At 32.8% G+C, this 25939-nt stretch carries 28 protein-coding genes; 11 read left to right on the top strand and 17 right to left on the bottom strand.

The genetic code is table 11. The annotated features are described in order from the left end of the window. A partial coding sequence (locus ACFS5M_RS10455) for a T9SS type A sorting domain-containing protein (protein WP_379898781.1) occupies nucleotides 1-192 on the top strand: 192 nt, incomplete at its 5' end. 72 nt (nucleotides 193-264) lie between these two features. Here ACFS5M_RS10455 and hisS read toward each other — a convergent pair. Next, nucleotides 265-1635, bottom strand: a complete 1371-nt coding sequence (gene hisS, locus ACFS5M_RS10450) for a histidine--tRNA ligase (RefSeq protein WP_183489955.1) — start codon at nucleotides 1633-1635, stop codon at nucleotides 265-267. Nucleotides 1636-1797: 162 nt separating this feature from the next. On the opposite strand from hisS, the gene ACFS5M_RS10445 reads away from it, so the two are divergent. After that, entirely contained in the window at nucleotides 1798-3039 is a 1242-nt protein-coding gene (locus tag ACFS5M_RS10445) for an ABC transporter permease (RefSeq protein ID WP_183489952.1), read from the top strand. A 1-nt stretch (nucleotide 3040) separates the two neighbouring features. Here ACFS5M_RS10445 and ACFS5M_RS10440 read toward each other — a convergent pair whose 3' ends face one another. The 4 genes from ACFS5M_RS10440 to rpsF all read right to left on the bottom strand — a co-directional run bounded on the left by ACFS5M_RS10440 (nucleotide 3041) and on the right by rpsF (nucleotide 4679). Further along, nucleotides 3041-3508 (bottom strand): DUF6495 family protein, encoded by a 468-nt coding sequence (locus ACFS5M_RS10440; protein ID WP_183489949.1) that lies wholly within the window; start codon nucleotides 3506-3508, stop codon nucleotides 3041-3043. A 70-nt stretch (nucleotides 3509-3578) separates the two neighbouring features. Further along, complete coding sequence (gene rplI, locus ACFS5M_RS10435) at nucleotides 3579-4028, bottom strand: 50S ribosomal protein L9 (RefSeq protein ID WP_183489947.1); 450 nt, start codon at nucleotides 4026-4028, stop codon at nucleotides 3579-3581. 13 nt (nucleotides 4029-4041) lie between these two features. Beyond that, nucleotides 4042-4338 (bottom strand): 30S ribosomal protein S18, encoded by a 297-nt coding sequence (rpsR, locus tag ACFS5M_RS10430; protein WP_183489942.1) that lies wholly within the window; start codon nucleotides 4336-4338, stop codon nucleotides 4042-4044. A gap of 2 nt (nucleotides 4339-4340) precedes the next feature. Then, on the bottom strand, nucleotides 4341-4679 hold the full coding sequence (gene rpsF, locus ACFS5M_RS10425; protein ID WP_183489938.1) for a 30S ribosomal protein S6: 339 nt from the start codon (nucleotides 4677-4679) through the stop codon (nucleotides 4341-4343). 209 nt (nucleotides 4680-4888) lie between these two features. On the opposite strand from rpsF, the gene ACFS5M_RS10420 reads away from it, so the two are divergent. Further along, nucleotides 4889-5584 carry a LytR/AlgR family response regulator transcription factor gene (locus ACFS5M_RS10420; RefSeq protein ID WP_183489935.1) on the top strand — a complete coding sequence of 232 codons (696 nt, stop codon included), beginning with the start codon at nucleotides 4889-4891 and terminating at the stop codon, nucleotides 5582-5584. A gap of 59 nt (nucleotides 5585-5643) precedes the next feature. Here the strand turns inward: ACFS5M_RS10420 and priA are convergent, their stop codons facing one another. Genes priA through nadC form a run of 4 tightly spaced genes read right to left on the bottom strand, consistent with a single transcriptional unit; the run spans nucleotide 5644 to nucleotide 10341 of the window. After that, the gene (gene priA / locus ACFS5M_RS10415) at nucleotides 5644-8175 is read right to left on the bottom strand and encodes a replication restart helicase PriA (RefSeq protein ID WP_183489933.1); all 2532 of its coding nucleotides are present in this window, start codon (nucleotides 8173-8175) and stop codon (nucleotides 5644-5646) included. After that, the gene (locus ACFS5M_RS10410; protein WP_183489930.1) at nucleotides 8114-8542 is read right to left on the bottom strand and encodes a DUF2147 domain-containing protein; all 429 of its coding nucleotides are present in this window, start codon (nucleotides 8540-8542) and stop codon (nucleotides 8114-8116) included. The genes priA and ACFS5M_RS10410 overlap by 62 nt, the downstream gene beginning before the upstream one ends. Next, entirely contained in the window at nucleotides 8535-9482 is a 948-nt protein-coding gene (locus ACFS5M_RS10405) for a YihY/virulence factor BrkB family protein (protein ID WP_183489928.1), read from the bottom strand. Before ACFS5M_RS10405 ends, ACFS5M_RS10410 begins: the two co-directional genes overlap by 8 nt. A 1-nt stretch (nucleotide 9483) precedes the next feature. Beyond that, nucleotides 9484-10341, bottom strand: coding sequence for a carboxylating nicotinate-nucleotide diphosphorylase (gene nadC, locus ACFS5M_RS10400; protein WP_183489925.1), 858 nt, complete (start codon nucleotides 10339-10341; stop codon nucleotides 9484-9486). A gap of 91 nt (nucleotides 10342-10432) precedes the next feature. Here nadC and rlmH point away from each other — a divergent pair, with 91 nt between their 5' ends. Further along, nucleotides 10433-10906: a 23S rRNA (pseudouridine(1915)-N(3))-methyltransferase RlmH gene (rlmH, locus tag ACFS5M_RS10395; RefSeq protein ID WP_183489922.1), complete on the top strand. Its 474-nt coding sequence runs from the start codon at nucleotides 10433-10435 to the stop codon at nucleotides 10904-10906. Here the strand turns inward: rlmH and ACFS5M_RS10390 are convergent, their stop codons facing one another. Next, nucleotides 10907-12550: an AMP-binding protein gene (locus ACFS5M_RS10390; RefSeq protein WP_183489919.1), complete on the bottom strand. Its 1644-nt coding sequence runs from the start codon at nucleotides 12548-12550 to the stop codon at nucleotides 10907-10909. A gap of 92 nt (nucleotides 12551-12642) precedes the next feature. Here ACFS5M_RS10390 and ACFS5M_RS10385 point away from each other — a divergent pair, with 92 nt between their 5' ends. From ACFS5M_RS10385 to ACFS5M_RS10365, 5 genes are all read left to right on the top strand, one after another. After that, nucleotides 12643-13218 (top strand): non-canonical purine NTP diphosphatase, encoded by a 576-nt coding sequence (locus tag ACFS5M_RS10385; protein ID WP_183489978.1) that lies wholly within the window; start codon nucleotides 12643-12645, stop codon nucleotides 13216-13218. Nucleotides 13219-13292: 74 nt separating this feature from the next. After that, nucleotides 13293-13772: a hypothetical protein gene (locus ACFS5M_RS10380; protein WP_183489915.1), complete on the top strand. Its 480-nt coding sequence runs from the start codon at nucleotides 13293-13295 to the stop codon at nucleotides 13770-13772. Between the two features lie 289 nt (nucleotides 13773-14061). After that, nucleotides 14062-15930, top strand: coding sequence for a DEAD/DEAH box helicase (locus ACFS5M_RS10375; protein ID WP_183489912.1), 1869 nt, complete (start codon nucleotides 14062-14064; stop codon nucleotides 15928-15930). 104 nt (nucleotides 15931-16034) lie between these two features. After that, nucleotides 16035-17096: a T9SS type A sorting domain-containing protein gene (locus ACFS5M_RS10370; RefSeq protein ID WP_183489910.1), complete on the top strand. Its 1062-nt coding sequence runs from the start codon at nucleotides 16035-16037 to the stop codon at nucleotides 17094-17096. A 15-nt stretch (nucleotides 17097-17111) separates the two neighbouring features. Next, nucleotides 17112-17894, top strand: a complete 783-nt coding sequence (locus tag ACFS5M_RS10365) for a carboxypeptidase-like regulatory domain-containing protein (protein WP_183489907.1) — start codon at nucleotides 17112-17114, stop codon at nucleotides 17892-17894. A gap of 5 nt (nucleotides 17895-17899) precedes the next feature. Here the strand turns inward: ACFS5M_RS10365 and ACFS5M_RS10360 are convergent, their stop codons facing one another. Together ACFS5M_RS10360 and ACFS5M_RS10355 are read right to left on the bottom strand one after the other, a co-directional pair. Further along, a complete protein-coding gene (locus ACFS5M_RS10360) occupies nucleotides 17900-18301 on the bottom strand; it encodes a VOC family protein (RefSeq protein ID WP_183489904.1) in 402 nt (133 codons plus the stop codon). 107 nt (nucleotides 18302-18408) lie between these two features. Continuing rightward, a complete protein-coding gene (locus tag ACFS5M_RS10355) occupies nucleotides 18409-19065 on the bottom strand; it encodes a TrmH family RNA methyltransferase (protein ID WP_183489903.1) in 657 nt (218 codons plus the stop codon). 25 nt (nucleotides 19066-19090) lie between these two features. On the opposite strand from ACFS5M_RS10355, the gene ACFS5M_RS10350 reads away from it, so the two are divergent. Then, nucleotides 19091-19777, top strand: a complete 687-nt coding sequence (locus ACFS5M_RS10350; protein ID WP_183489899.1) for an SIR2 family NAD-dependent protein deacylase — start codon at nucleotides 19091-19093, stop codon at nucleotides 19775-19777. Between the two features lie 5 nt (nucleotides 19778-19782). Here the strand turns inward: ACFS5M_RS10350 and ACFS5M_RS10345 are convergent, their stop codons facing one another. From ACFS5M_RS10345 to ACFS5M_RS10325, 5 genes are all read right to left on the bottom strand, one after another. Next, the gene (locus tag ACFS5M_RS10345; protein ID WP_183489896.1) at nucleotides 19783-20505 is read right to left on the bottom strand and encodes a DUF6090 family protein; all 723 of its coding nucleotides are present in this window, start codon (nucleotides 20503-20505) and stop codon (nucleotides 19783-19785) included. Next, nucleotides 20505-22070, bottom strand: a complete 1566-nt coding sequence (locus ACFS5M_RS10340) for a serine hydrolase (protein ID WP_183489893.1) — start codon at nucleotides 22068-22070, stop codon at nucleotides 20505-20507. The genes ACFS5M_RS10345 and ACFS5M_RS10340 overlap by 1 nt, the downstream gene beginning before the upstream one ends. A gap of 72 nt (nucleotides 22071-22142) precedes the next feature. Next, nucleotides 22143-23600 carry a cardiolipin synthase gene (gene cls, locus ACFS5M_RS10335; RefSeq protein WP_183489890.1) on the bottom strand — a complete coding sequence of 486 codons (1458 nt, stop codon included), beginning with the start codon at nucleotides 23598-23600 and terminating at the stop codon, nucleotides 22143-22145. A gap of 1 nt (nucleotide 23601) precedes the next feature. Continuing rightward, nucleotides 23602-24837: a glycosyltransferase gene (locus ACFS5M_RS10330; RefSeq protein WP_183489887.1), complete on the bottom strand. Its 1236-nt coding sequence runs from the start codon at nucleotides 24835-24837 to the stop codon at nucleotides 23602-23604. 18 nt (nucleotides 24838-24855) lie between these two features. Further along, nucleotides 24856-25329 (bottom strand): heme-binding domain-containing protein, encoded by a 474-nt coding sequence (locus ACFS5M_RS10325; RefSeq protein ID WP_183489884.1) that lies wholly within the window; start codon nucleotides 25327-25329, stop codon nucleotides 24856-24858. A gap of 37 nt (nucleotides 25330-25366) precedes the next feature. On the opposite strand from ACFS5M_RS10325, the gene ACFS5M_RS10320 reads away from it, so the two are divergent. After that, on the top strand, nucleotides 25367-25939 hold the full coding sequence (locus ACFS5M_RS10320; RefSeq protein ID WP_183489878.1) for an adenylosuccinate lyase: 573 nt from the start codon (nucleotides 25367-25369) through the stop codon (nucleotides 25937-25939).

Below are 25939 nucleotides of genomic sequence, written 5' to 3'. Positions count from 1 at the left end.
AATAATCCGAATAGTGTTGAAATAGATTCAGCAAAAATCATAAACATGATTGGACAAGTCGTTATGACGTTTGATACTATTGAAACAAGTACGTCTATTGAATTAAAAACTAAAAATTTAAGCGTTGGTGCTTACATTATAAAATTAGAAACTGAAATTGGCGAAGTCTCGAAAAAGGTTCTCGTTAAATAAAACAAATACAAAAGCCTTACCTTAAAGTTGACTAAACTTTAGAAGTCCAAAACATCATGTTTTGGGCTTTTTTTATTTTAATCTTGAAATTAAATCTTGTAAAGATAATTTAGTCTGCTCTCCAGAGATCATATCTTTTAAAGTGTAGAGGTTACTATTCATTTCCTCCTCGCCTACTAAAACCACAAATGGAATACTACGCTTATTAGCATGATTCATTTGTTTTTTCATTTTAGCTGCATCTGGATAGACTTCGGCATTAACACCTTGCTGTCTTAATGCTTTGATTGCCTTTAAGCAGAATAAAGCTTCAGTATCGCCAAAATTGATAAAGAGCACATCTACAGATTGATTAATTGTTTCCGGAAACAAATTCAATTCCTCTAACACCAAGTATATGCGATCTAATCCAAAACTAATCCCAACCCCACTCACATCTTTAAGTCCGAAAATTCCCGTAAGATCATCATAGCGTCCTCCGCCTCCAATCGAACCCATTTGCACAGTTTCTGGTGCAGAGACTTCAAAAATCGCACCTGTATAATAATTTAAACCACGTGCTAAAGTGACATCAAGTTGAAGTTTAGCTGTATTCAATTTTAATTCTGAAATTGCATGATTGATAAACTCTAATTCTTCAATCCCTTTCAGCCCTTCTTCAGAAGAATTAAGAATAGTTTTTAAGCTTTCAATTTGAGTTTCAAAAGTTCCAGACAATGTAAATAAAGGTTGCATTTGATCTATTCCGCTTTGCGGAATTCCTTTACTTAACATTTCTTCTTTCACCTTCTCCTCGCCTATTTTATCTAATTTATCAAGTGCGACAGTAAAATCGATGAGCCTATCACTGGCACCAATAACTTCAGCAATACCAGATAGTATTTTTCTATTATTAATTTTGATGGTAACACCTTCTAATTTCAAATCTGAAAACACAGCATCATAAAGCTGAATGAATTCCACTTCTTGAAACAACGACTTTGAACCAACCACATCGGCATCACATTGATAAAATTCTCTAAAACGTCCTTTTTGAGGTCGGTCTGCACGCCAAACTGGTTGTATTTGATAGCGTTTAAACGGAAACTCAATTTCATTTTGGTGTTGCACCACATAACGCGCAAAAGGCACAGTAAGATCGTAACGTAGCGCTTTTTCAGAGATTTTTGATGTTATTTTAGTAGAGTTTTTCGTTGCATAAAGTGCATCATTTACCTTTGATAAATAATCCCCTGAATTCAAAATTTTAAAAATCAGTCGGTCACCTTCATCACCATATTTTCCCATTAACGTGTCCGAGTTTTCAAAACTTGGGGTTTCAATCGGTTGAAATCCAAAGCGTTCAAAATTCGCCTTTATTACATTAAAAATATAATTACGTTTTGCGACTTGTTCAGGATTAAAATCTCGTGTACCTTTAGGAATACTTGGTTTTTGTGCCATATTTATTTTTCCGTTAAAACGAAAATCAGTATTAATATTAATTCTACAGTCACAAAAATATCATAAATTTTAGAGTCAGTCATAATTATTTGAGAATTATAGTAACTTTATGCTGTTTTAATAGTCTTATCTAAAACAACAAACTAGAAATACTAAAAATATATGTTTTCACTCGTTAGAGAAAATATAAGAATTGCCTTAGATTCTATTAAAAGTCAATTACTGCGAACTATTTTAACTGTTTTAATTATTGCAATTGGCATTACTGCTCTGGTTGGTATTTTAAGTGCTGTTTCAGCTTTAGAGAATACGATTTCTAGTGATTTTTCCTCAATGGGTTCAAATACCTTTAATATACAGCGCTACGAGTTTACGACGCAAAGACGTGGTCGTGGTGAAGAACGAAAAGTCAATCCTGTAATTAGTTACAGAAATGTCAAAGCTTTTGAAGACAACTATGTTTTTCCTGGAACAAAAACATCATTATCGTTTACAGGTACACGCAGTGCAGAAGTGAAATTTGAAAATAAAAAGACAGACCCTGAAGTGACTATAATTGGTGCAAACGAACATTTTATTCAAAATTCAGGACTAAAATTAGATGCAGGTCGAGAACTCAATTTTTTTGATATTAAAAACAATAGTAACCTTTGTGTTATTGGTAGTGATTTAAAGAAAGCGCTATTTGAAGGGGTTAACCCAATTGGTAAAACCATTAGTGTTAGAGGTGTAAAGTTTAATGTTATTGGCACACTTGAATCTAAAGGCGCCACTTTTGGAAACAATCAAGACTTACGAGTTATTATTCCTATACAAAACGCACGTTCTATTTTTACTTTAGCCAATATTGATTATGCAATTAGTATCATGGTGGATAATAAAGACATGTTAGAAGGCGCGCAAGATGAAGCGATCATTACCTTTAGAAACATTCGTGGATTAAATCCTATAGAGGAAAATAATTTTGGAATTGAGCGTAGCGATGATTTAATTAATCGAATTGGTTCAATAACGGTTTATTTAGAATATGCAGCTTGGATTATAAGTATCATTACCATATTAGGATCATCTATAGCACTTATGAATATTCTTTTTGTTTCAGTTACAGAAAGAACACGTGAAATAGGTGTAAGAAAAGCACTAGGCGCCAAAAGAAAAACAATTGCGTTTCAGTTTTTTATGGAAGCTATTATAATAGGACAATTAGGTGGTATTATAGGCATTATTTTTGGTGTTTTAATTGGATTACTTGTTGCCACACTAGCCAACTTTAACTTTACCACACCTTGGTTTGCCATGTTTAGCGCCTTTACTATTGCTTTTATCGTTGCCGTCGTTTCTGGATTAATGCCAGCACTAAAAGCATCAAAACTAGATCCTATAGAATCTTTACGTTACGAGTAAATTAGTTGATTAATTTATCAAAAAAACGGAACAGTTCCCCTTTAGTAATCACACCACCTTGCTGAATAAGTGTAAACTTATCTTTGTTTCTATCTTCTGAATAGTCTTTTTTGGCTTGTAAAAATTCAACATCATCATCCATTAAATGCTCACGCAACCAGCCAAAACCTGCTTTAGTTGTTAAGTCAATCGCATTTTTAATTTGAACAGCAATAACATGCATATTGACTTCATTAAGATGAAATAAATGCATTTGTTGCGGAGAAATGTGTTCTATGTATTGTGTTTTATTCAACACACCTTCCCAAACCAAATCACTAAAAACGTCTAATTCTTGTTCAGCAACTTCAGGCTTGTTGGTTTTTATATCTTGCCATTCACTAGCAGTAATAGATTGTGTTGCTAGAAAATTTATGAACTCTTGATGCAATTCTTCAAATTGCTCTTTGGTGAGTCTAGAGTATTTCATCTTCTATAATATTTAATAAAAAAAAGCCTCAACGTGACATTGAGGCTTATATATTTTAAATCACTAAGATTTAGTTTTGTGCAATAATTTCAAAAGGTAACTCAACTGTTACTTCTCTGTGTAAACGTACAGTAGCATTGTATTTACCTAAACGTTTTACAGATCCACCAGTAACTGTGATGTATTTTTTATCAATTTCTTGACCTTCTTTTTCTAAAGCTTCAGCTACATTAATATTGTTAACAGATCCAAATAATTTGTCTCCAGCTCCAACTTTAGCAGCTATTTTAATTTCTAATGCTTTAAGTGTTTCTGCCACTTTATTAGCATCGTCAATAATTTTCTTTTCTTTAAAAGCTCTTTGCTTTAAGTTTTCAGCTAATACTTTCTTTGCAGAAGAAGTCGCTAAAATCGCATTTCCTTGAGGAATTAAAAAGTTTCTACCATAACCGTTCTTAACTGTTACAATATCGTCTTTAAATCCTAAATTTTCAACGTCTTGTTTTAATATAAGTTCCATAGTTATAATAGTTTTATTTTAACAAATCAGCCACATATGGCATTAATGCTAAGTGACGTGCTCTTTTTACAGCAACAGACACTTTTCTTTGGTATTTTAATGAAGTTCCTGTTAAACGTCTAGGTAAAATTTTACCTTGCTCATTTACAAATTTCAATAAGAAATCAGGATCTTTATAATCGATATACTTAATTCCAGATTTTTTGAAACGACAGTACTTCTTCGTCTTATTAGTTTCTATATTAAGCGGAGTTAAATATCTAATTTCTCCGTCTTTTTTTCCTTTTGATTGTTGTTCAATTGTTGACATAATTACGCTTTTTGGTTATCTCTTTTTCGTCTTCTTTCAGCCCAAGCAATTGCATGCTTGTCTAAACTAACAGTTAAGTAACGCATAAAACGCTCATCACGTCTAAACTCTACTTCTAAAGGTGTAATAACTTCACCATCTACAGTGTACTCAAATAAATGATAAAATCCACTTTTTTTGTTTTGAATTGGATAAGCTAATTTTTTTAAGCCCCAATCTTCTTTGGCTATCATCTTTGCTCCTTTAGAAACGAGAAAATCTTCGTATTTCTTTACTGTTTCCTTTATCTGAGTTTCAGATAAAACGGGATTTAAGATGAAAACAGTTTCATAATGATTCATAAAAATCTATTTTATTTGTTAAAAATTGGGTGCAAAAATAACTATTTTATTTATATAACACAACAAATCTCAATATAAATAAGCAAGAAAGTATAGGCTGTTTGAAATGTTAATATTATGTTAAAAAATTCATTTAGTCGATGTTTTTTGGTTTTTAACCGAATTTTTTGTACTATTGTCGATATCTTAACCGAATAAATATAAATGTTATGACTTTAAACTGTGTCGTAGTTGATGATTCAGCAATACAACGTCTCTCAATTGTAAAGTTAATAGAAAATCATTCTTCTCTTAACTTAATTGCAGAGTACAGTAGCGCTCTTGAAACTAAGAATGGCCTTAATACTCATAAAGTAGATTTAATCTTTTTAGACATTGAAATGCCAGTGCTAAACGGATTTGAATTACTAGACGTATTAAACAACAAACCCCAAATCATTTTCGTAACTGGTAAAACAGAATACGCTTTTAAAGCATTTAATTATGATGCTACAGATTATTTACAAAAACCTATCACTAGAGAACGTTTTAATACTGCTGTAGAAAAAGCACTTGAGCATCATAAATTAAAATTAGACTTTAATGAAGCTGAAGGCGAACATATCTTTGTAAAAAGTAACCTGAAAAAACGAAAAGTCTATATTAAAGACATTAAATGGATTGAAGCGCTTGGTGACTATGTAAAATTAGTAACCGAAGAAACGAGCCTAGTTGTATTATCTACAATGAAAGCTTTTGAAAGCGAATTGCCTGAAGGCAAGTTTTTAAGAATCCATAAATCTTATATCGTAAATCTCGATAAAATCGACAGATTTAACAGCAAGAATGTTGAAGTTGGCGCTTACGAAATTCCTTTAAGTAGGAATAAGAAAACGCAGCTTGTAGAAGCTTTAAACAATAATTAGATCCCCAAATCTAAAAATGAAGATAAAGTCCAGCTTTTTAGTTGGACTTTTTTTTATTGCTAATAATTATCGACGTTTAATACCACACGAACACTTCTAAAATCTTTAACATTATCAAAGCTATTTTGAATTTTAAGTATTGCCGCTTTTGTTTTTGATAAAGACTGTTTCTGTGGAATTTTTACCAGTATATTTTTATGAAACTGATTGCGAATTCTTGACACAGGAGGAAACTCTGGTCCTAGTACATAATCAGCAAAAACAAGTCTTAAGGACTTCGCAAACCAATCCGAAGCTAAGTTTACACGATTATAATCCTTATGCTTTAAAGTGATTTTAATTAACCTATAAATTGGCGGATATTTATAATTATAACGATCGTCCATTTGTTCGCTAAACATACTCACATAATCATGTGTAGATACCTGTTGCAATATTTTATGGTAGGGATTATAGGTTTGAATAAGCACTTTCCCACGAGCATCTGTTCGTCCTGCTCTTCCAGACACTTGCAGCATCAATTGAAAGCTACGTTCATGCGCTCTAAAGTCTGGAAAGTTTAGCATATTATCAGCATTCATAATACCTACAAGCCTTACATGTCTAAAGTCCAAACCTTTAGTAAGCATTTGTGTACCGACTAAAATATCAACTTCCTGCTGTTCAAAAGAAGTGATTATTTTTTCATATCCATATTTTCCACGCGTTGTGTCTAAATCCATTCTAGCAACCTTATACTCAGGAAATAACGCCTTCACCTCTACTTCTATCTGTTCTGTCCCAAAGCCTTTACTATCTAATTCTGAGCTTCCACAAGCCATACAATTTTGCAACATCGCAGAATGATACCCACAATAATGACAACGCAATTCATTTCGATATTGGTGATAAGTTAAACTCACATCACAATTAGGACATTGAGGCGCATGTCCGCAAGTGTTACACTCTACAATTGGCGAAAAACCTCGTCTATTTTGAAAAAGAATAATTTGCTGATTAGCCTCTAAAGTTTCCTTCATTTCTTCAATCAAACGATCACTAAAATGACCAGTCATGCGTTTTCGCTTATGCTTATCCTTAATATCTACCAATTCAATTTCTGGCATCAAGACATCATTATAGCGTGTATTTAACTCCACAAAACCATATTTATTTTGCTTCGCATTAAAGTAGCTTTCCAGGCTAGGTGTTGCTGAACCCAAAAGTGTTTTAGCTTTATGAATACTCCCAAGCACAATAGCCGAATCTCTGGCATGATAACGAGGTGCAGGATCAAACTGTTTATAAGATTGCTCATGTTCTTCATCGACAATAATAAAACCCAAATTCTGAAATGGCAAAAAGATAGAAGATCGAGCTCCTAAAACAATTCGTGCCTTCTCAGAATTATTTAACAAATTATGATACACTTCTACACGTTCATGAATAGAATATTTAGAATGAAACACAGCAACTTGTTCTCCAAAATAATTTTGCAATCGAGTAACCAATTGCGTGGTTAATGCTATTTCTGGAAGCAAGTACAACACTTGTTTGCCTTGAGCAAGTACATCTTCAATAAGCTTGACATATATTTCTGTTTTACCAGAAGATGTTACGCCATGTAAAAGTGTAATATTTTGTTTTTCAAATGATTGACTAATATCATTTAATGCATTAGTTTGATGTAGATTTAATCGTTTTAACGCTTCATTTTCTTCACCAGAATAGGTTATTCTATCAGTTTGTATATGGTATTCTTCGAGAATACCTTTATCAATTAAAGCTTTAATTATTGTTGAAGAGCTCTGACTTTCATGAGATAACTCAGACACTTTTATAGGCTTTTTGGTTTTCGCTGATAAAGAAAATAAAGTCAGAATAACTTGCTTCTGTTTTGGTGCACGACTTAAATCTTCTATCAGCTTTTGAAGTTTGGCTTCAGATGAAAAGTTAGCATTTAACTTGACATAGCGCACCCATTTTGGCTTATACTTCTCATAGATTTCTTCGTCTAAATGAATGGCTTCTTTTTCAAGTAAGCGTTTAATAACTGGAAGTACATTTTTTCGGTCTAAAATATTCATCAAATCATGAATTTTCAGGGACGATTGATGATGTAAAGCTTCATAAACTAAAAACTCATCATCTTTTAAATCTGTATCTGCTATAATTTTATCATTATTTTTACTAATGATTGTTTCACTTTCTAACAGAAAAGCACTAGGTAAAGCAGCTCTCATGACTTCACCTAAAGTACACATATAATAATTAGAAATCCACTGCCAAAAACGCAGCTGCGACTCATTAACTATAGGTAATTCATCTAAAATCTGGTGAATGTCTTTTGCCCCATAGACCAATGGCTTTTCATTATGAACCCGTTGCACTAAAGCTGTATAAATTTTAGACTTTCCAAAAGGCACAGCCACGCGCATGCCTACTTTTAAAAAAATAGCTTCAGCCTCTGTTATGCTATATGTAAATAGCTTTTGCAAAGGAATAGGAAGAATGACATCTATGTAATGCAAATTGTTATTAATCTTAGTTTTAATCAGTAATGCGTTTCCAGTATTGTGTTCTATAGAAAAAGGCAATATACCCTCTAACATTTAAAATATTCGGATTTTCTTCATCAATCCATATTTTACAATTATAATCTTTACCATTTTCTGGGTCTAAAATACTTCCGTCTTTATAATAGCGATTAGATTTTTTTAATTCTTTTATAATCTCTAAGCCTACAACAGATTTATTATAATTAACTCCAGTACATTTATCACAAAGCGCCTCTTGATCTTGTGGTCGAAGAAGTTTTAAAATCTTCCCAAAAACTTTTCCGTCTTTTTTATAAATCTCTACAACAGATTTTGCTTCACCTGTCTCATCGTCTATAGTCTTCCATTTCCCAAAGACATCTTGTGATGAAGCAGATATTGACAAGAACAAAACAGCAAATAATAGTAAGTATTTACGCATGTTTATTAATTTTTCGCAATCGATTTAAAGACGCATTCAGCTCGTAACCCAAGAGTAATATATTAGAGTTTAGCCAGAGATAGAACATTAAAATTAAAAGCGCACCAATTGAGCCATACAACTCGTTATACTGTGAGAAATTTGTAATGTAAATCCCGAATAAATACGAGGTAAGCATGATTAACAACGTGGTTAATAAAGCACCAATAGAAAAGAATTTAGATTTACGTCCTTCCATGGTTCCAAAATAGTACAGCGTTGCAGTTGCCAAATAAGTCATAATCACAAAAAACAAATATTTAGCAAAAACCATCCAAGCTACATTTGAATCTTTCTCTGTTAATCCCTGTTCATTTAAACGGTCTAAAAGTGGTTGAATGATATAAATTTCAAAATAACCAAAAACAGCAACCGTTAAAATCACCAAAACGGCTAAAATGATTGCCACACCAAGCGCATATAAATATTGCTTAAAAATATTTCGAGTTAATTGTTCATGATATGAAGTTTCAAAGCCAGAAAAAACGGCATTAACACCATTTGCCATTAAAAAAATGGACAATAAAAACACCGAAGACAGTAAACCTCCTCGTTGAGTATTTATATTTTCATATATGTTGCTGTAAAAAAAATCTGAAGTATTTGGCGGCAGAAAAGAATCTAAAAAAGACAGGAATTCTATTTTAAAATCATCTATTGGTATATAAGGAATAATGATTAGCACAAACAGTAAAAAAGGAAAAATTGCCATAAAAAAGCTAAAAGCGATAGCACTTGCTCTTGTGGTTAAAGTCCCTTTAACAATACCAATAGTATATAATTCTAACAAATCATAAATTGACAAACCCTCGAAGCCAGGTAATTTAATTTGCTTTAAGAGTTTAACAAACAAATTAATTACTGGGATTTTATCAAGTTTATCTTCAATGCTTTTGGTCATATTAAACAGCTTTCAAGCTTAAATCCATGTTATAAACTGAATGTGTTAAAGCGCCTGAAGAGATATAATCTACACCACATTCTGCATATTTACGAACTGTTTTCTCATTAATTCCTCCAGAGCTTTCGGTTAAGCATTTATTTCCAATAAGCTCAACGGCTTTTCTAGTATCGTCATAATTAAAATTATCGATTAAAATCCTGTATACACCATCGCTTTTTAAGATTTCTTTAATCTCATTTAAATCTCTAGCTTCAACAATAATTTTTAAATCTCTGTTGGTTTCCTTTAAGTATTGCTTTGTTTTATCAATAGCCTTTGTCAGTCCACCTGCAAAATCAATATGATTATCTTTAAGCATAATCATATCATATAAAGCAAAACGATGGTTCTCTCCTCCTCCTATTTTAACAGCCCATTTTTCTAGAGCGCGAATTCCAGGTGTTGTTTTTCTAGTATCTAAAATTTTAGTCCCTGTACCCTCAAGTAAATCCACAAACTGTCGTGTTTTAGTGGCAATAGCACTCATACGCTGCATCGCGTTAAGGACTAAACGCTCCGCTTTTAAAATCGATTGTGACGCTCCTTCAACATAAAATACTATATCACCATATTTAACAGAACTTCCATCTTCAATAAGCGTTTCCACTTTCATATTGCGATCCACATAATTAAAAACCTGTTTAGCAAATTCAACGCCAGCAATTACACCATTGTCTTTAACTAAGAGTTTGGCTTTACCTTGTGCTGTATCAGGAATACACGCTAGAGAACTATGGTCACCATCCCCAACATCTTCTCTAATGGCATTTGTTATAATTAATTCTATTTCTTTATTAAACTGCTCTTTTGAAATCATTGGAATAAAAATTTATGTAAAAATAGGAATTGAAAATCAAAAAAAACTAAATTCTAAATCACAAATTCCAAAAAAACATATCTTTGATATTATGACCATCAAACTCTTAGCCATTGGCAAAACTGATAACAAGCAATTACAAAGCTTGATAAACGATTATCAAAAGCGACTTAGTCATTACATTAAGTTTGAATTTGAAATTATACCTGACTTAAAAAAGGTAAAAAATTTAAGTGAAGACCAACAAAAACAAAAGGAAGGCGAACTTATTATAGGAAAGCTTAACCCAACAGATGCCTTGATTTTATTAGACGAAAATGGCAAACAACTCAACTCAGTTGATTTCTCAAACTATTTGCAAAAACATATGAATTCTGGTCTCAAACAATTGGTTTTTGTTATTGGAGGGCCTTACGGATTCTCTCAAGAGGTGTATAAAAAGGCGCAGGGAAAATTATCTTTGTCTAAAATGACGTTTTCACATCAAATGGTACGTTTATTTGTTATTGAGCAACTCTATCGCGGTTTTACTATTTTAAAGAATGAGCCCTATCACCACAGATAATTATTCAAAAATAACTTTATCAGAGTCTTCGAACCAGCTTTTGTAAAATTCTTGATGAATTTTTTCAATCGCATTGCGCTTTACTTTTAAAGTTGGCGTGGTTAAACCATTATCGACATTCCAATCTTCTTTCATGATTATGATTTTTTCAATCTTTTCATGTTTTTCTAAACTTGGATTGAGCTGATGTACTGTTTCAATTAATCCAGCACTTAAATCTGCTTTATTCTTTTTTCGTCCTAATTCAGACAAAGTAATTAATGCAATAGGTTGTGGAATACCAGTTCCAACAATACAAATCTGTTCTATATCTGTATTTTTAGATAGCGCCAGTTCTATAGGTGCTGGCGAAATATATTTGCCTTTATCTGTTTTAAACTGATCTTTTACACGACCTGTTATGGTTAAAAATCCATCATGATCATACTCACCTATATCACCTGTTTTAAAATAGCCTTCATGATCAAAAACTGACGCTGTAACTTCTGGTAATTTATAATAACCAGACATTAAGCAATCATTCTTAATACAGATTTCTCCAATACTAGAAAACTTGATTCTAACCCCTTTTATAGCTTTTCCAACCGTTCCTATCTTATTCGCCTCATGCAAATTACTATGCGAAATAATACAGTCCTCAGTCATACCATAAGCTTGAAGAATGGTAATTCCTAATGTCTTATACCAATGAATTATACTTTCTGACAATGGTGCTGCACCCGAAAGTATAACTTGTGCTTGTTTTAATCCTAACTTTTTCTTTAGCTTATTCTTAATAATACTATTAACTATTGGAATTTTTAACAAAAATGTTAACTTCTTCTGTGGTACACTACTCAATATTTTTTCTTGAAATTTTGACCAAATTCGTGGGACAGCAAAAAACAAATAAGGCTGACAATTCTCTAAATCTGATGCAAATGTTTCTAAAGATTCTGGGAAATAAAATTCTGCTCCAACCACTACTCCACATGTGCCAGTAACTATGCGTTCTGCAACATGAGCAAGAGGCAAATAGGAAAAGCACTTACAATGATTTGGAATTTTAAATATATCTATTCCTGTATTCGCAGATTTCATGAAATTACTAACCGAATGCATAACGCCTTTAGGCATTCCTGTAGTTCCAGAGGTATAAATTATAGTGTGTAAATCATTAGGCTTTTTTATATGCACCTGTTCCAACCTTTTTTCTTTAAGAAGAATATCTTCCCATAACTCTCCATCTTCAACACCATAAAGCCCAATACTTATTTTTGGAATATTTTGAATACCTTTTTTTTGAGACTTATAATCATCTAGCTTCCCTATGATTATCGCTTTAGATTCACTATGTATTAAAATTTGGTTAATCGCCTCTGCGTTAAGCGTTGGATAAATAGGAATAGACACATAACCACACATCATAATGGCTAAGTCTGCTATTATCCAATGCGCACAATTTTTCGAAAGCAATGCGATATGGCTTTGCTCTGGAAGGCTAAGTGCTTTTAAGCTTGAAGCAATTTTACGAGATTCCTCTCCAGCTTGAAAAAAAGTATAAGTAATTACTTTTCCGTTAATAGGTTGGTTTAAAAAAACACGATCTGGGGTATGCTCTTCCCAATATAGGAATGCCTCTAAAGGCGAATTAAACGTCTGCATACCTCTTATTTATTGTTCTTTACAAGATATAAAAACTTATTAAGATTCTATATAGAAATAATATTACTTTTGATTTAATGAAATTCACAACCATGCAACTTGTATTCGCAACCAACAACCTAAACAAACTTAAAGAAGTTCAGTCTTTAATTCCAAAACACATTAAACTACTTAGTTTAAAAGACATTGGCTGTTTTGAAGATGTTCCTGAAACACAAAACACAATTGAAGGTAACGCCATTCAAAAAGTAGAATATATTAAAACCCATTATGGCTATGATGGTTTTGCGGATGATACAGGATTGGAAGTCGAAGCACTAAACGGAGAACCTGGAGTTTTTTCTGCACGTTATGCTGGTGAACAACGTGATGCCAATGATAATATGGACAAACTTCTAGACAACCTAAGTACTAAGTCTGATAGACAAGCACACTTTAAAACGGTTATTGCGCTTCATTTAAATGGAAATACAAAATGCTTTACAGGCATCTGTAAAGGTAAAATTACACGAGACAAGCATGGCGAAAAAGGCTTTGGTTACGATCCTATTTTTCAAGCCACAGGCTACACCAAAACCTTTGCAGAAATTTCTTTAGAAGAAAAAAACAAAATTGGGCATCGTGGAAAAGCAGTAAGACAGTTAATTGCTTTTTTAAATGATTGTTAAAATTGAATTTTACAAAACTCAAGAATAAAAAATAATGTTATATTACAACAATTGATAAAAACTAAAATTTCGTTATGATGAAAAATATTAAAGCCCTAACTATTCTTCTTTTCTGTATGGTTATTTCTTTTGTTTCATGTAAAGACAAAGAGACTACAGAAACTCCTCAACAAGAAACTCTAGTTCCTTTAAAAGCTTTCGATTCGCCTAGTCAGCAAGGTTCTGCAACACAAAGTTCAGGAAGCATCTGGCATTACACTTGTAATAATGGTTGTGCAGGAGGTTCTGCAGCTGCTGGTAATTGTAGTACATGTGGTAGCGTCTTAGCACATAACCAAGCATTTCATAACAATGCTAGCAACACTACAAATACGACACCAATTAGCACAACACCAACAAATACAGCTACAACTCCAAAAGCTGAACCTAGTCAGAATGCTGCTGGTGTTTGGCATTACACTTGTAGTAGTGGGTGCTCTGGAGGTGCTGGATCTGCAGGTAATTGTAGCACTTGCGGTAACGCCTTAGCACATAATACTGCGTATCACAATTAATTTGCGTTAACGATTGAACGGTTTGTTTGAAATCTTTTTTGTTTTATGAAATGTTTCTAACTGAACCCAAAAGTCACTAAACAAAAAAATTGAGTAGTGAAAGCGTGTTAAAACGCCCAAAAAATTAGATATCCAAATAATAGTGTATCTTTGCAGCTTGAAACTCATAAAAATATGAGTCGTAAATTCCTCAGAGAGAGGATGTGTTACCAGAAGTATTGGGTTTAAGTATGTCGATTCGCTTCTTTTGTAACACTACAAATATAATCGATTACTTATCATTTTAAAAATGAACACATTCCAAGATTTAGGTCTTAATGAAGATCTATTACACGCTATTACCGATTTAGGTTTTGAAAAACCAAGTGAAGTTCAAGACAAAGCTATTCCTATTTTATTAGAAGAAGACACAGATTTAGTGGCTTTAGCACAAACAGGAACAGGAAAAACTGCTGCTTTTGGTTTTCCAATGCTGCAGAAAATTAATGTAGATAGCAGAACCACGCAAGGTTTAATCCTGTCTCCTACTCGTGAGCTTTGTTTGCAAATTACGAATGAATTAAAACAGTACGGAAAATACTGTAAAGGTTTAAATGTTGTTGCCATTTATGGTGGCGCAAGCATAACTGATCAAGCAAGAGCTGTAAAAAAAGGCGCTCAAATTATTGTAGCGACTCCAGGTCGTATGAAAGATATGATTGGCAGACGTTTGGTGGACATCTCTAAAATTGAATATTCGGTTCTAGATGAAGCTGATGAAATGCTAAACATGGGATTTTATGAAGACATTACTGAAATATTATCGCATACACCACAAGACAAAAACACATGGTTATTTAGTGCAACAATGCCTAAAGAAGTATCAACCATTGCTAAAAAATTCATGCATAATCCACAGGAAATTACTGTTGGAAATAAAAACGAAAGCACGAACCAAGTCTCTCATGAGTACTATTTAGTGAACTCAAGAGATCGTTACGCCGCATTAAAACGTTTGGCTGATGCTAATCCAGATATCTTTTCTGTTATTTTTTGTCGTACCAAGCGAGATACCCAAAAAGTTGCTGAGAATTTAATAGAAGATGGTTATAGTGCTGGAGCACTTCATGGTGATTTAAGTCAGAATCAACGTGATTTGGTTATGAAATCGTTTAGAAACAAGCAAATACAAATGTTAGTAGCTACAGATGTAGCTGCTCGTGGTATTGATGTTGATGATATTACACACGTCATTAACTACCAATTACCTGATGAGATTGAAACCTATACGCACAGATCTGGACGTACTGGTCGTGCAGGAAAAACTGGTGTTTCAATGGTGATTGTTTCTAAAAGTGAAGTACGAAAAATTAAGAGCATTGAGCGTATAATCAAAAAACAATTTGAGAAGAAAGACATTCCAGATGGAATGGAAATTTGTGAAGTACAGCTAATGTCTTTAGCCAATAAAATTCATAACACTGAGGTTAATCATGAGATTGATAAGTACTTAGATAGCATTAATGAATTATTTAAGGATACTGAAAAAGATGATTTGCTTAAAAAATTCTTTTCTGTTGAATTTAACCGCTTTTTTAATTACTATCAAAAATCTAAAAACCTAAACGTTGAAGCATCTCATAGTAGTGAACGTGATGGCGGAAGAATGAGTAGTGGTAATGAATCTCGCTATTTCATTAATGTTGGGCGCAAAGATGGTTACGATTGGATGAAGCTAAAAGATTTCTTAAAAGAAGTCTTAGAATTAGGCCGAGATGATGTCTTTAAAGTTGATGTTAAAGAAAGTTTTTCGTTTTTCAATACGGAAAAAGGACACCAAGAAAAAGTTCTAGCCTTTTTTACAGATTTTAAACATGACGGACGTTTTGTTAATGTTGAAGTTAGCGAAGATAAAGGTCGCGGAAGAGACAGAGGTCGTGGTAGACGTCGTGATGGTGGAGGTGATAGAAGACGTGGTTCTGATAGACCAAGAGGCGAAAGACGATCATCAGGAAGAAGAAGCGACTCTAGCAATGATTCTGGAAGACGTAGTGAAAGACGAAGCGATTCAGGAAATAGAAGCGAAAGACGTGCTACTGAAGGGAAATCAAGACGCTCAGACCGAGATAAATCTGAATTTAAAACCACTCACTCAAGACCTAGACGCTCTAGACGTTAAACTTTATTGTTAATTTTTAGTCAAAAAAATAAGATGGCTGCATATTTGAAAATATGTTTAGTACTTTTATAACTAATTTTTTTATAATATTTAATATAGAAATTATGAAATCTCAAAAGTTTTCTTTACTATTTATTTTTGTTATAACAATATCTGTTCATGCGCAAAACACTTATGTGCCTGACGATAACTTTGAATATTTCCTAGAAACTCATAGTGACTGGCTAACTGAAGTCCCTTTAGGTGATCCATCTAGTTACGGCAATGGTGTAATGGATGATTTCGTTCCTACAGTTAATATTTCTGGAGAACAAGATTTATGGGTTGATAATCAAGGAATATCAGATATGACTGGTCTTGAAGATTTTGAAAGTTTAACTAGTTTTAATTGTGATGGAAATTCAATCACAAGTTTAACTTTTCATCCAAATGCTAATTTAAACTTTTTTGTCTGTCAAAATAATTTACTCACAGAACTAGATTTATCACAGCACACTTCTTTATTTGAGTTTGGATGCACTAATAACCCCATTACTAATTTAGATTTTAGTTTTAACACTAATTTACGTTATTTATATATTTCAGGAATTACTGTAAGTGAAATAGACACGAGTCCATTATCTAGTTTAATGGAAATATTCTGTGGGTCTAATATTAATTTAACATCATTAGATTTTTCTCAGAACCCTAGCCTTTATGCTATTTATGCGTCAAATAATAGCAACATACAAAATGTAGATTTGAGAAACGGCAATAATACTAATTTAAATAATTCTGAAGTTATTTTTAGCAATAGTCCAAACCTTGATTTAATTTATGTTGATGATTGTACGTATAGCACAGATAATTGGACAAGTATTGATAGTCATACTGTTTTTATTGAAAATGAAGGCCAAACAGAATGTGGTGGTTTATCTGTAGATGACTATCTGTTAAAGAATAGTGTTTCAGTATATCCAAATCCCGTAGTGAATACTCTATTTTTAGATAATTCAAATAATCAAAACATTGAGCATATCTCTATTTATAATTTTGAAGGAAAACTTGTAAAGCAACATAATTATGGTATTGATAAAATAGATTTTAAAAATTTTAGTTCTGGTATGTATTTTTTAAGAATTGAAACAGAACAAGGCGCTTTAACTAAAAAAATTATCAAAAATTAATTACGTACAAACTGAATGAAGTACATTACAATACTTTTCATACTCTTATTCACTTTAACATTTAGTTATGCTCAAGAGGACGCCACGAAAGTTATAGGTGTTGTTATCAATGCCGCCGATGACAGTCCGCTAGAAAGCGTTAACATTGTAAACATTACACAAGTTTTAGGAACGACGACTAATGCCAAAGGTGAATTTAAGCTTACAGCAAAAGCGAATGACACTTTACACTTCTCGTATTTAGGCTTTAAATCTGTAAAAGTAAAAGTGACGAACGATTGGCTTAAATACGGCAGTTCAAATATTGTGCTTACTGAGTTAGCCTTTGCATTAGAAGAAGTGGTTGTGAGTCAATTTAAGCTTACAGGACATTTAGAAGTAGACATTAAGAATGTCGTTCAAAACAATAATTACAGGTATGCTATTTCTGGCTTACCAAGTACTGGTTATGAAGCTGGAAAACGTTCCTCAAATCCTGTAACTAAAATCTTAGGTGCTATTTTTAATCCTGCCGATTTTTTACATCGCATGTTTGGGAAACAACCTAATGAAATGCGAAAGCTGAAAAAAATGAAGCAAGATGATGAAATTCGAAATCTATTAGCCACACGTTTTGACCGAGAAATGTTAATGGTTTTACTACAAGTAGATCGTGTTGATCTTGATGAAATTGTAAGTCAATGCAACTATTCTAAAGACTTTATAAATACTGCAAACGATTTACAGGTTCTTGACGCGATAAGCGAATGCTATGAAGAATATAAAGTATTAAGTAGAAGTCGTTCGGGTAAATTTTAAGCCGATTAATGTCCTACACTCACCATCCACTGAACACCAAACTTATCAACCAACATTCCAAATTTTCCTCCCCAAAATACGTTATCAAAAGGCATGATAGCTTGTCCGCCCTCTAAAAGACTTTCAAAAATCTTAACTGCTTGTTCTTCTTCGTCGGCATCAATGCTCATACTAAAATTATTTCCAGCATTGCTTTCCATATTGTCACTAGCAAAAAACGTACACCCATTAAACTCTAAAGTGCAATGCATGACAAGGTTTTTCATATCATCAGACACAGGAAAATATTCTGGAGGTGCTTCACCATAGCGCATCATCATTGTAATTTCGCCGCCCAAAACATCTTCATAAAAACGTATAGCTTCTTCACAATTACCATTAAAGGCCAAATAAGGATTGAGATTCATAATTTTAATTTTTCAGTTAACACCTTTTCAATTTACAAAAAACTCTTCGTTCTTTTAGGATTAAACCCAATTTCATTCCCAATAAATTTAAAAGGAGAGCGACTCAATTATTTATCACTATAAAACCTAGTCACGATGTCGTCATAACTTTTAATAGTTTTCTTAATCCAATCTAATCGTTTTTCATGTTGCTCTTCTTCACTAAGTTGCCAATTGACATTTGAAAGCTTTAGTTTAGTGGTGACGTGTTGTAAAATAATTGCTGCAGACACCGAAATATTTAAACTTTCGGTAAACCCAACCATGGGAATTTTTAAATAACAATCTGCTGCGTCTAAAACCTCTTGCGACAAACCTTCGGTTTCTCTTCCAAAGAAAAAACAAGACTTTTTAGAGACATCAAATTCATGAAGCAAACCATCATTGGTGTGAGGCGTCGTAGCAACAATTTGATAACCCTTCTGTTTGAGTTTGGTAAGACAATCTTTAACAGTATGATATCGATTTAAATCGACCCACTTTTGTGCGCCCATAGCAATTTCTCGGTCTATGCTTTTAGTATTCACTTCTTCAACAATATGCACTTCTTGAATACCAAACACATCACAGCTACGCATAACTGCACTTGTATTATGCAGTTGATACACATCTTCTGTCGCAACAGTAAAATGTTTTGTTCTTTGTGATATGACTTTATGAAACCTATCTTTACGACTCTCTGTTAAATAGTTTTCTAAATATTTTAAAAGCTGAAGGTCTACCATAAATCAAAATTACTAAATTTATGGCATGCGGAAACATATAGTTGTATTAACAGGAGCTGGAATGAGTGCCGAAAGTGGTATTAAAACCTTTAGAGATGCTGATGGTTTATGGGAAGGCCATGACGTGATGGAGGTGGCTTCTCCACAAGGCTTTGCTAAAAATCCAGAATTAGTTTTAGATTTTTACAACCAAAGACGACGACAACTTTTTGAAGTACAGCCCAATAAAGCACATTTTGATTTAGCGGCTTTAGAGCAAGATTTTGAAGTGACTGTAGTTACTCAAAATGTAGATGATTTACATGAACGTTCGGGAAGTACAAACGTTGTGCATTTGCATGGCGAATTACTGAAAGCCAGAAGTAGTTATAACGAAAAAGATATTCAGAAATGGACGACTGATTTAGTTTTAGGTGATTTATGTAAAAAAGGCTACCAAATGCGACCGCATATTGTTTGGTTTGGTGAAGCTGTCCCTATGATTGAAAAGGCTGTAACGATTTGTGAAACGGCAGACATATTACTTATTATTGGCACAAGTATGCAAGTCTATCCAGCAGCAAGTCTGATGCATTATGTACCAGAAAACACATCAACCTATTTTATAGATCCTAAACCTTCTATTGGAGGTCACAAAAACCTAACTGTAATTGAAAAAACTGCTACTGAAGGCATGAAGGATTTTATAAGCCTAATTTATAAAACCAAATAGCTTTATTATTTGAGTTCTTTGTCTATACTCTGAATTAATTCTTCAGTTCTTTCTAATAAATTTTTAGAAATCGCATTAATACTTTCGGAATTACCATGACGTCCTTTTAATTGAGCGAATATTAAATAGCGATCAGTTTTACTAAGCTCTTTATCTAACACAATCGAGCTGTTTTCTTCTATTTCTAAACCCAATGCGTTACTAGCAACAAAAGCACCATAATGGCTATCTGTATTGAACAAGTTATTATTGTTGGTCACAGATTCTGAGTAATCTAGGCGCTGATAGTATCTAATGATTTCTTGTTGCAGATCAGATTTAGCTAATAAAGTAATATCTCCTGTAGAGATCATGTTATTAAATGTAGTTCTGTTTGCTTTAAAGGTTTTACGTGTACTGATTTCAAATAACACCTGAACAAATGCTGCATTGATTGATTTTGCTTGAGCTAATTGATTTAAAGTATTAATTTTAGACATAATACTTTCTTCAAAAACAATTTGTTCTTCAATCAATTCTTTCTGAATGATTAAATCTGACTTCACGTTTTTTAGAAGTGTTACTTTAAGGTCATGATTAGTCTTTTCTTTTTTCCAAGTATTAATCTGAAGCGCTAAAAGAATACCAATAACGACTAAAATAATCTCGCCAATAGCGTACAATAAATATTTACTTACTCGATTTTCTACCACGAACTTTTTTCTAATTTTTCTTAGTACACTAATCATTAATCTTGACGTTTTAAATCTAAATCATGAAAATCGAAACTAAAATCAATGTTAGGTGATATGCCCTTCATCTTTATGCTTTCAGCTTTGCCATTTTTATCTAGGGTAAACGTGACAAACGCATCAGCATTCATATCTTGGTATTCCCATTTAATTGCAAAGGTTTCATCTTCATATAACTTTAATGGACCGTTGAGTTTTGGTGAACGGTGAAATTTAAGCCACAACTGATCTTCTTTCATAAAAACTTCGCAAGTGCCAAACCAACTATCTTTATATAAGCCTATATACTTTTGGGTATCAATTGGTGTATCCTTTAAATTTTCAACCGTTTCCCATACTTTGCCTGTTATTGCATCTCCTCCACTTACTCTAGATTTTAAGTAATCTGAGTACTTGTCAATCCATTTAAAATCATCTAACCCGAAATATATATCTAAAATTGTTTGAGATACAGAAGAAAACAAACCTCCTCCATCGTCACTTGTGTTCGTTAGAATAACAAGTCCTAAATCCATATCAGGAATTAAAATGGTTTGCGACAGCATCCCTGGTAATCCACCAGTATGTTCAACTTTCATGTTTCCTAAAACATCAGACAGGAACCAACCTAAGCCATAGCCTGAGAAATGAGAATTATAACGAGGGTTCTTGTTAACACCCATAACTGTATGAATTTTCCACATTTCATTATGGTTGACTGCTGTAAACAATTCTTTTTCCTTATTTTCTCCATATTTCCCTGCATTTAAATGGAGTAATAGCCATTGGCATAAATCATCAACGTTAGAAAAAATACCACCAGCTGCACCATTCATCATTTCTTTAAACGTTGGAATAACTCTTATCTCTCCTGTTTCTGTTGAATGAGATGATGCTAAATTAGACCTGTCTTTAATATCTGCCAAGGAAGAAAATGTATTGTCCATTCCTAAAGGTTCAAGAATACGTGTTTTAGTAAATGCTTCCCAAGTCATTCCACTTTTTCTTGCAATCAATTCACCTGCAACTATATAGAGTAAATTATCATAGTCCCATTTAGTCCGAAAAGCAGAAGACGATTTAAAATGCTGAAAGCTGGACAATAAATCATCCATTGTGAAATCTGTACCATCAGGAAAGAACATTAAATCACCCATTCCTAAAGGTAGTCCACTACGATGTGTGACCAAATCTAAAATATTGAAATTATCTTCTACATAATCATTATACATCGTAAATTCTGGAATATGATCTTTCACTTTATCCAACCAATTTATTTTACCTTCTTCGACTAAAATAGCCAATCCAGCAGTTACAAAAGCTTTACTGTTTGAAGCAATAGCGAATTGCGTATGCTCATTCACAGGTTCATTAGTTTCAATAGATTTAACACCATAACCTTTATTGTGAATAATCTTACCATCTTTAACAACAGCAACTGCAACTCCTGCAACATTAAATTTGGTCATTGCATAATTAACGATTGAATCGATTTGTTGTGAAGAGACTTGAGCCTTTAAACTCGTACTTGCTAAAAGTAGCATGAATAGTACACTTACAAGAGAATTCTTAAATAATTTCATTTTGGTTGGGTTGAATTGATATTAAACGTTTTTAAAGATAAGAATTAATTCTTGTTCTTTACTTCTAATTAATTAAAGCATTGGAGAAAATAGTCGAGCAATTTTTTCAAAGAATTGTTTATGCTGAGGTCTATTCTTCCAAGTTTCTAAATCTATTTTTTCAGAATGATTAAGATCTTCAAAAAAAGCCGTTTTTAATTCATCTGCCACGACTTTATCATACACAATAGCGTTAACCTCAAAATTAAGCTCAAAACTACGAATATCCATATTTGCAGTTCCAACTATGGCAATCTCATTATCAATGACTAATGTTTTTGCGTGAACAAAACCTTTTTGATATTTATAAATTTCAACTCCTGCGCTCATTAAATCACTGTAATACGAACGAGCTGCATAATTAACTAATTTAGAATCTGAAATGCCTGGCACTAGTAATTTTATGGACACTCCACTCTTTGCCGAAATGATTAAAGCATTTAAAATACTTTCTCCAGGTATAAAATAAGGTGTCGTAATTAAGACTTCTTTTTTCGCAAGATTAATCGCTTGCAACAACGCAAAAAGAATGGTTGGAACATCTGAGTCTGGACCACTAGCAGTAATTTGCAATATTTTGTCTTGTTTAGTGTTAAATTTTTCTTTTGGTAAAAACAATTGATCACTTGGCAACACATTAGCTTCAGCACAGAAATTCCAATCACATAAAAATAGAAATTGTAAATACCAGATGGCTGGACCTTCAATTTTTAAATGTGTATCTCGCCAGTATAATTTAGATTTAAATTCCTTCTTATTAATATACTTATCACTAACATTAACACCTCCAACAAATGCAATTTTAGCATCTATTATTATAATTTTCCTGTGGTTTCTGTAATTAATTCTACTAGCTAAAAGAAAAAATTTAATTTCATAAAAAGGAGAGGTTTCGACACCAGCAGCTTTAAGCTTTGGTATAAGTTTTTTTCTAATTGAACGACTTCCAAAATCATCATAAATAAAACGAACTTTTACACCTTCGTTGGCCTTTTTTATTAATAGTTCGACAAAACGTGTACCTATGGTATCGTCTTCAAAAATATAATATTCAATGTGTATATGATCAGTTGCGCTTTCAATAGCTTTAAAGACTTCAGGGAATTTTTCTTCGCCATTAATAAGCAGTTTAACATCATTTTTATTGGTAAGTGGACTTATATTTTCATTTAATACGAGATTTACTAACTTTTTATTACTCTTAACACTAGAGTCACTATCTAGTAAAACATTATTAGAATATTTTATTAGAGCGCTTTCCATTTGTTTTTCTAATTGCTCATTATCAATCAGTTTTTTCTTATATATTTTACGTTTTCTAAAATTCACACCAAAAGAGAAATAAATAATTACTCCTAATATTGGTAAGAAAATAACTAACAACAAGTAGGCTAATGTTTTGGTAATATCTTGAGTATCATAGATTACACGCAAACAAACCAAAATAAGCAGAGGTATATAAATGACTTGAGCTAAAAGAATCCAATTCATTTTATTGATTTTTATGTTTTTCCTCTATCCAGCGTGACAAATACTTTGTGCTTTGTAATGTGTGATGCATGAGCATTTGACCTGTAAAATTATTAAATCGATGCGTAATTAATTGATGCCTTAAATCATTTAATTTATGGTGCAACTGATTCTGAAATTCCTTTTTATCAAATCTACGAAGCGCTATAAATCCGTTTTGCTGCTTAGCTTCCCAAAGGGTTTTATTGGTGTACAACTGCACAGCTTTGTTAGCGTATTCTTCTGGATCATCTTCTGTATAACCATGAGGCTCTAAATCTCCGAATAAGCCTTCACTTGCAATACTAGTCATAACACTTGGCGTTCCGTTTTGCATGGCATCAATCAGTTTTCCTTTTAATCCAGCTCCAAAACGCAAAGGCGCTAAACACACTCTAGCATTTTGCATGACATGTTGTGCATCTTCAGCAAAACCTTGAATTAAAAACCCTTCTTTTTGGTTGTGTAACTGGTTTATCTTTTGACTTGAATACGCGCCATAAATATGCATATCTACTTTCGGAAGTTGTTGTCGTATTAATGGCCAAATGGTTTCTTTTAAATATAAAATTGAATTATAATTTGGTTCATGTAAAAAATTACCTATCGTTATAAAATGCTGTCGATTATCAAACTTTGGTAAATTCTGAATGTTTTCTGAATCGATTTCATCGAGTAAAAAAGGCAAATAAAGCAATAAGCTTTCATCTACTTTAAAGCGATGCTTTAATAGATCCATTTCGGCTTCAGAAATAATCAAACTTAAATCACACCTATATATACTTGCAATCTCTCGCTTTGCAGTATCATTAAACAGGTCACTGTCATCAAATTCAGTCTTCGCTTTAAAAGCCTGCTGCCTTCCTTTTCGCAAACTATGCAAGTCTTCTGTGTCGAGTATTCGTAGAGCATTCGGACAGTTTTCGGCAACACGCCATCCGAATTGTTCTTCCATCATAAAACGGTCAAATACAACGACCTCTGGATTGAAATTATTTATAAAATCATCAAAATGAGAATCATTTATTTCTATAGACATTGGAGTGACACCAATACTATTTAAATCGAATGCCTTATCACTTTTTGCACAAGGACTTGCAAACGTTATTTGATAATTATACGCTTGAAAACAAAAAATAAGCTGCATCATTCGACTTCCAGCCGCAGAACTATTTGGTTCTGGCCAGACATAACCAATAATTAACAGTTTTTTTTGCATTGAGCTAATTAAAATAAACTATTCAGGTCTTGGAGCTAAACTATACTTAAATCGCACTTCTTCTGCCCAACTTAAAACAGCCTCTCTTTGTGCCTCTGTTAGATTAGCTTCAGAATGCATCCAAGTATATGAAGGCAATGGCATTTCTTTATCAGAAACCAGTTCTATAAGCTCTTCAAACTTATGATCCTTTCGCTTTACAGAATTGTTTTCCCAATTAGAGACATTAAAATGTTTTGAGCCATGTTTTACATGATCTGCCATCCAATAATTAACAGGAGTAATATAACTATACCAAGGATAGCGTGTCACATCGCTATGACAATCGTAACAGCTTTCTTTTAAAATAAGCTTTACATCTTCTGGAGGATTAGTCTCTGCTAAAAAGGCATCAATAGTTGCGATATCACCTTCATTCTTTTCAGGACCAAAAAACTGAGCTATGACAAAAACTAGAAGTAAAAGCCAAAGTATTTTTTTTATAATCTTCATTTTATTTAATTTTATTCTTTAAAAATAAGAAAACCTTTTGACTACAGCACAACTCTATCAAGAATTAAATTATGTGAATCACTCGCGTGAAAAGCGTTTATATTATGCCAATTTAATTATTGATCATCCTGATTTAATTCCGAAACTTCTTGAGATTCTTTTTATGGTAGATGATAAAATCTCGCCACGCGCTGCTTGGGTTTTTGAATTTATGTGTGGTGAAAACCTTGAAGAAATTATTCCTCATTTAGATTTTTTTACTGAAAACATGCATAAGGTCCATTTAGATTCTGCGGTTCGTCCTGTCGCTAAAGTCTGTGAATATCTAGTCAAAGCCTATTATTCAAAAACAGAAAACAGAATTCAATCTGGATTACTTCCGAAACATCGTGAAAAAATTATTGAAGTTTGCTTTGATTATATGATTAATGACGAAAAAATTGCACCTAAAGCCTACTCTATGAACAGCCTATTTTTACTTGGCAAAGATTATGATTGGATTCACCCAGAATTGGTCTTAATTTTAGAGCGTGACTTTCAAATGCAAAGTTCTGGATTCAAGGCTAGAGCAAGACATATCATAAAAAAAATAAAAGGAAAAAAATCATAA

This window comes from Lacinutrix iliipiscaria (assembly GCF_042686125.1).
Taxonomy (GTDB): domain Bacteria; phylum Bacteroidota; class Bacteroidia; order Flavobacteriales; family Flavobacteriaceae; genus Oceanihabitans; species Oceanihabitans iliipiscarium.
The sequence above is the reverse complement of the archived record's forward strand: the minus strand, read 5'-3'. Positions and strand labels throughout refer to the sequence as shown.

What these genes read in the sequence shown, in the direction of transcription:
- hisS (WP_183489955.1), bottom strand. Translation starts at nt 1,635, where the DNA reads ATGGCACAAAAACCAAGTATTCCTAAAGGTACACGAGATTTTAATCCT.
- ACFS5M_RS10445 (WP_183489952.1), top strand. Translation starts at nt 1,798, where the DNA reads ATGTTTTCACTCGTTAGAGAAAATATAAGAATTGCCTTAGATTCTATT.
- ACFS5M_RS10440 (WP_183489949.1), bottom strand. Translation starts at nt 3,508, where the DNA reads ATGAAATACTCTAGACTCACCAAAGAGCAATTTGAAGAATTGCATCAA.
- rplI (WP_183489947.1), bottom strand. Translation starts at nt 4,028, where the DNA reads ATGGAACTTATATTAAAACAAGACGTTGAAAATTTAGGATTTAAAGAC.
- rpsR (WP_183489942.1), bottom strand. Translation starts at nt 4,338, where the DNA reads ATGTCAACAATTGAACAACAATCAAAAGGAAAAAAAGACGGAGAAATT.
- rpsF (WP_183489938.1), bottom strand. Translation starts at nt 4,679, where the DNA reads ATGAATCATTATGAAACTGTTTTCATCTTAAATCCCGTTTTATCTGAA.
- ACFS5M_RS10420 (WP_183489935.1), top strand. Translation starts at nt 4,889, where the DNA reads ATGACTTTAAACTGTGTCGTAGTTGATGATTCAGCAATACAACGTCTC.
- priA (WP_183489933.1), bottom strand. Translation starts at nt 8,175, where the DNA reads ATGTTAGAGGGTATATTGCCTTTTTCTATAGAACACAATACTGGAAAC.
- ACFS5M_RS10410 (WP_183489930.1), bottom strand. Translation starts at nt 8,542, where the DNA reads ATGCGTAAATACTTACTATTATTTGCTGTTTTGTTCTTGTCAATATCT.
- ACFS5M_RS10405 (WP_183489928.1), bottom strand. Translation starts at nt 9,482, where the DNA reads ATGACCAAAAGCATTGAAGATAAACTTGATAAAATCCCAGTAATTAAT.
- nadC (WP_183489925.1), bottom strand. Translation starts at nt 10,341, where the DNA reads ATGATTTCAAAAGAGCAGTTTAATAAAGAAATAGAATTAATTATAACA.
- rlmH (WP_183489922.1), top strand. Translation starts at nt 10,433, where the DNA reads ATGACCATCAAACTCTTAGCCATTGGCAAAACTGATAACAAGCAATTA.
- ACFS5M_RS10390 (WP_183489919.1), bottom strand. Translation starts at nt 12,550, where the DNA reads ATGCAGACGTTTAATTCGCCTTTAGAGGCATTCCTATATTGGGAAGAG.
- ACFS5M_RS10385 (WP_183489978.1), top strand. Translation starts at nt 12,643, where the DNA reads ATGCAACTTGTATTCGCAACCAACAACCTAAACAAACTTAAAGAAGTT.
- ACFS5M_RS10380 (WP_183489915.1), top strand. Translation starts at nt 13,293, where the DNA reads ATGATGAAAAATATTAAAGCCCTAACTATTCTTCTTTTCTGTATGGTT.
- ACFS5M_RS10375 (WP_183489912.1), top strand. Translation starts at nt 14,062, where the DNA reads ATGAACACATTCCAAGATTTAGGTCTTAATGAAGATCTATTACACGCT.
- ACFS5M_RS10370 (WP_183489910.1), top strand. Translation starts at nt 16,035, where the DNA reads ATGAAATCTCAAAAGTTTTCTTTACTATTTATTTTTGTTATAACAATA.
- ACFS5M_RS10365 (WP_183489907.1), top strand. Translation starts at nt 17,112, where the DNA reads ATGAAGTACATTACAATACTTTTCATACTCTTATTCACTTTAACATTT.
- ACFS5M_RS10360 (WP_183489904.1), bottom strand. Translation starts at nt 18,301, where the DNA reads ATGAATCTCAATCCTTATTTGGCCTTTAATGGTAATTGTGAAGAAGCT.
- ACFS5M_RS10355 (WP_183489903.1), bottom strand. Translation starts at nt 19,065, where the DNA reads ATGGTAGACCTTCAGCTTTTAAAATATTTAGAAAACTATTTAACAGAG.
- ACFS5M_RS10350 (WP_183489899.1), top strand. Translation starts at nt 19,091, where the DNA reads ATGCGGAAACATATAGTTGTATTAACAGGAGCTGGAATGAGTGCCGAA.
- ACFS5M_RS10345 (WP_183489896.1), bottom strand. Translation starts at nt 20,505, where the DNA reads ATGATTAGTGTACTAAGAAAAATTAGAAAAAAGTTCGTGGTAGAAAAT.
- ACFS5M_RS10340 (WP_183489893.1), bottom strand. Translation starts at nt 22,070, where the DNA reads ATGAAATTATTTAAGAATTCTCTTGTAAGTGTACTATTCATGCTACTT.
- cls (WP_183489890.1), bottom strand. Translation starts at nt 23,600, where the DNA reads ATGAATTGGATTCTTTTAGCTCAAGTCATTTATATACCTCTGCTTATT.
- ACFS5M_RS10330 (WP_183489887.1), bottom strand. Translation starts at nt 24,837, where the DNA reads ATGCAAAAAAAACTGTTAATTATTGGTTATGTCTGGCCAGAACCAAAT.
- ACFS5M_RS10325 (WP_183489884.1), bottom strand. Translation starts at nt 25,329, where the DNA reads ATGAAGATTATAAAAAAAATACTTTGGCTTTTACTTCTAGTTTTTGTC.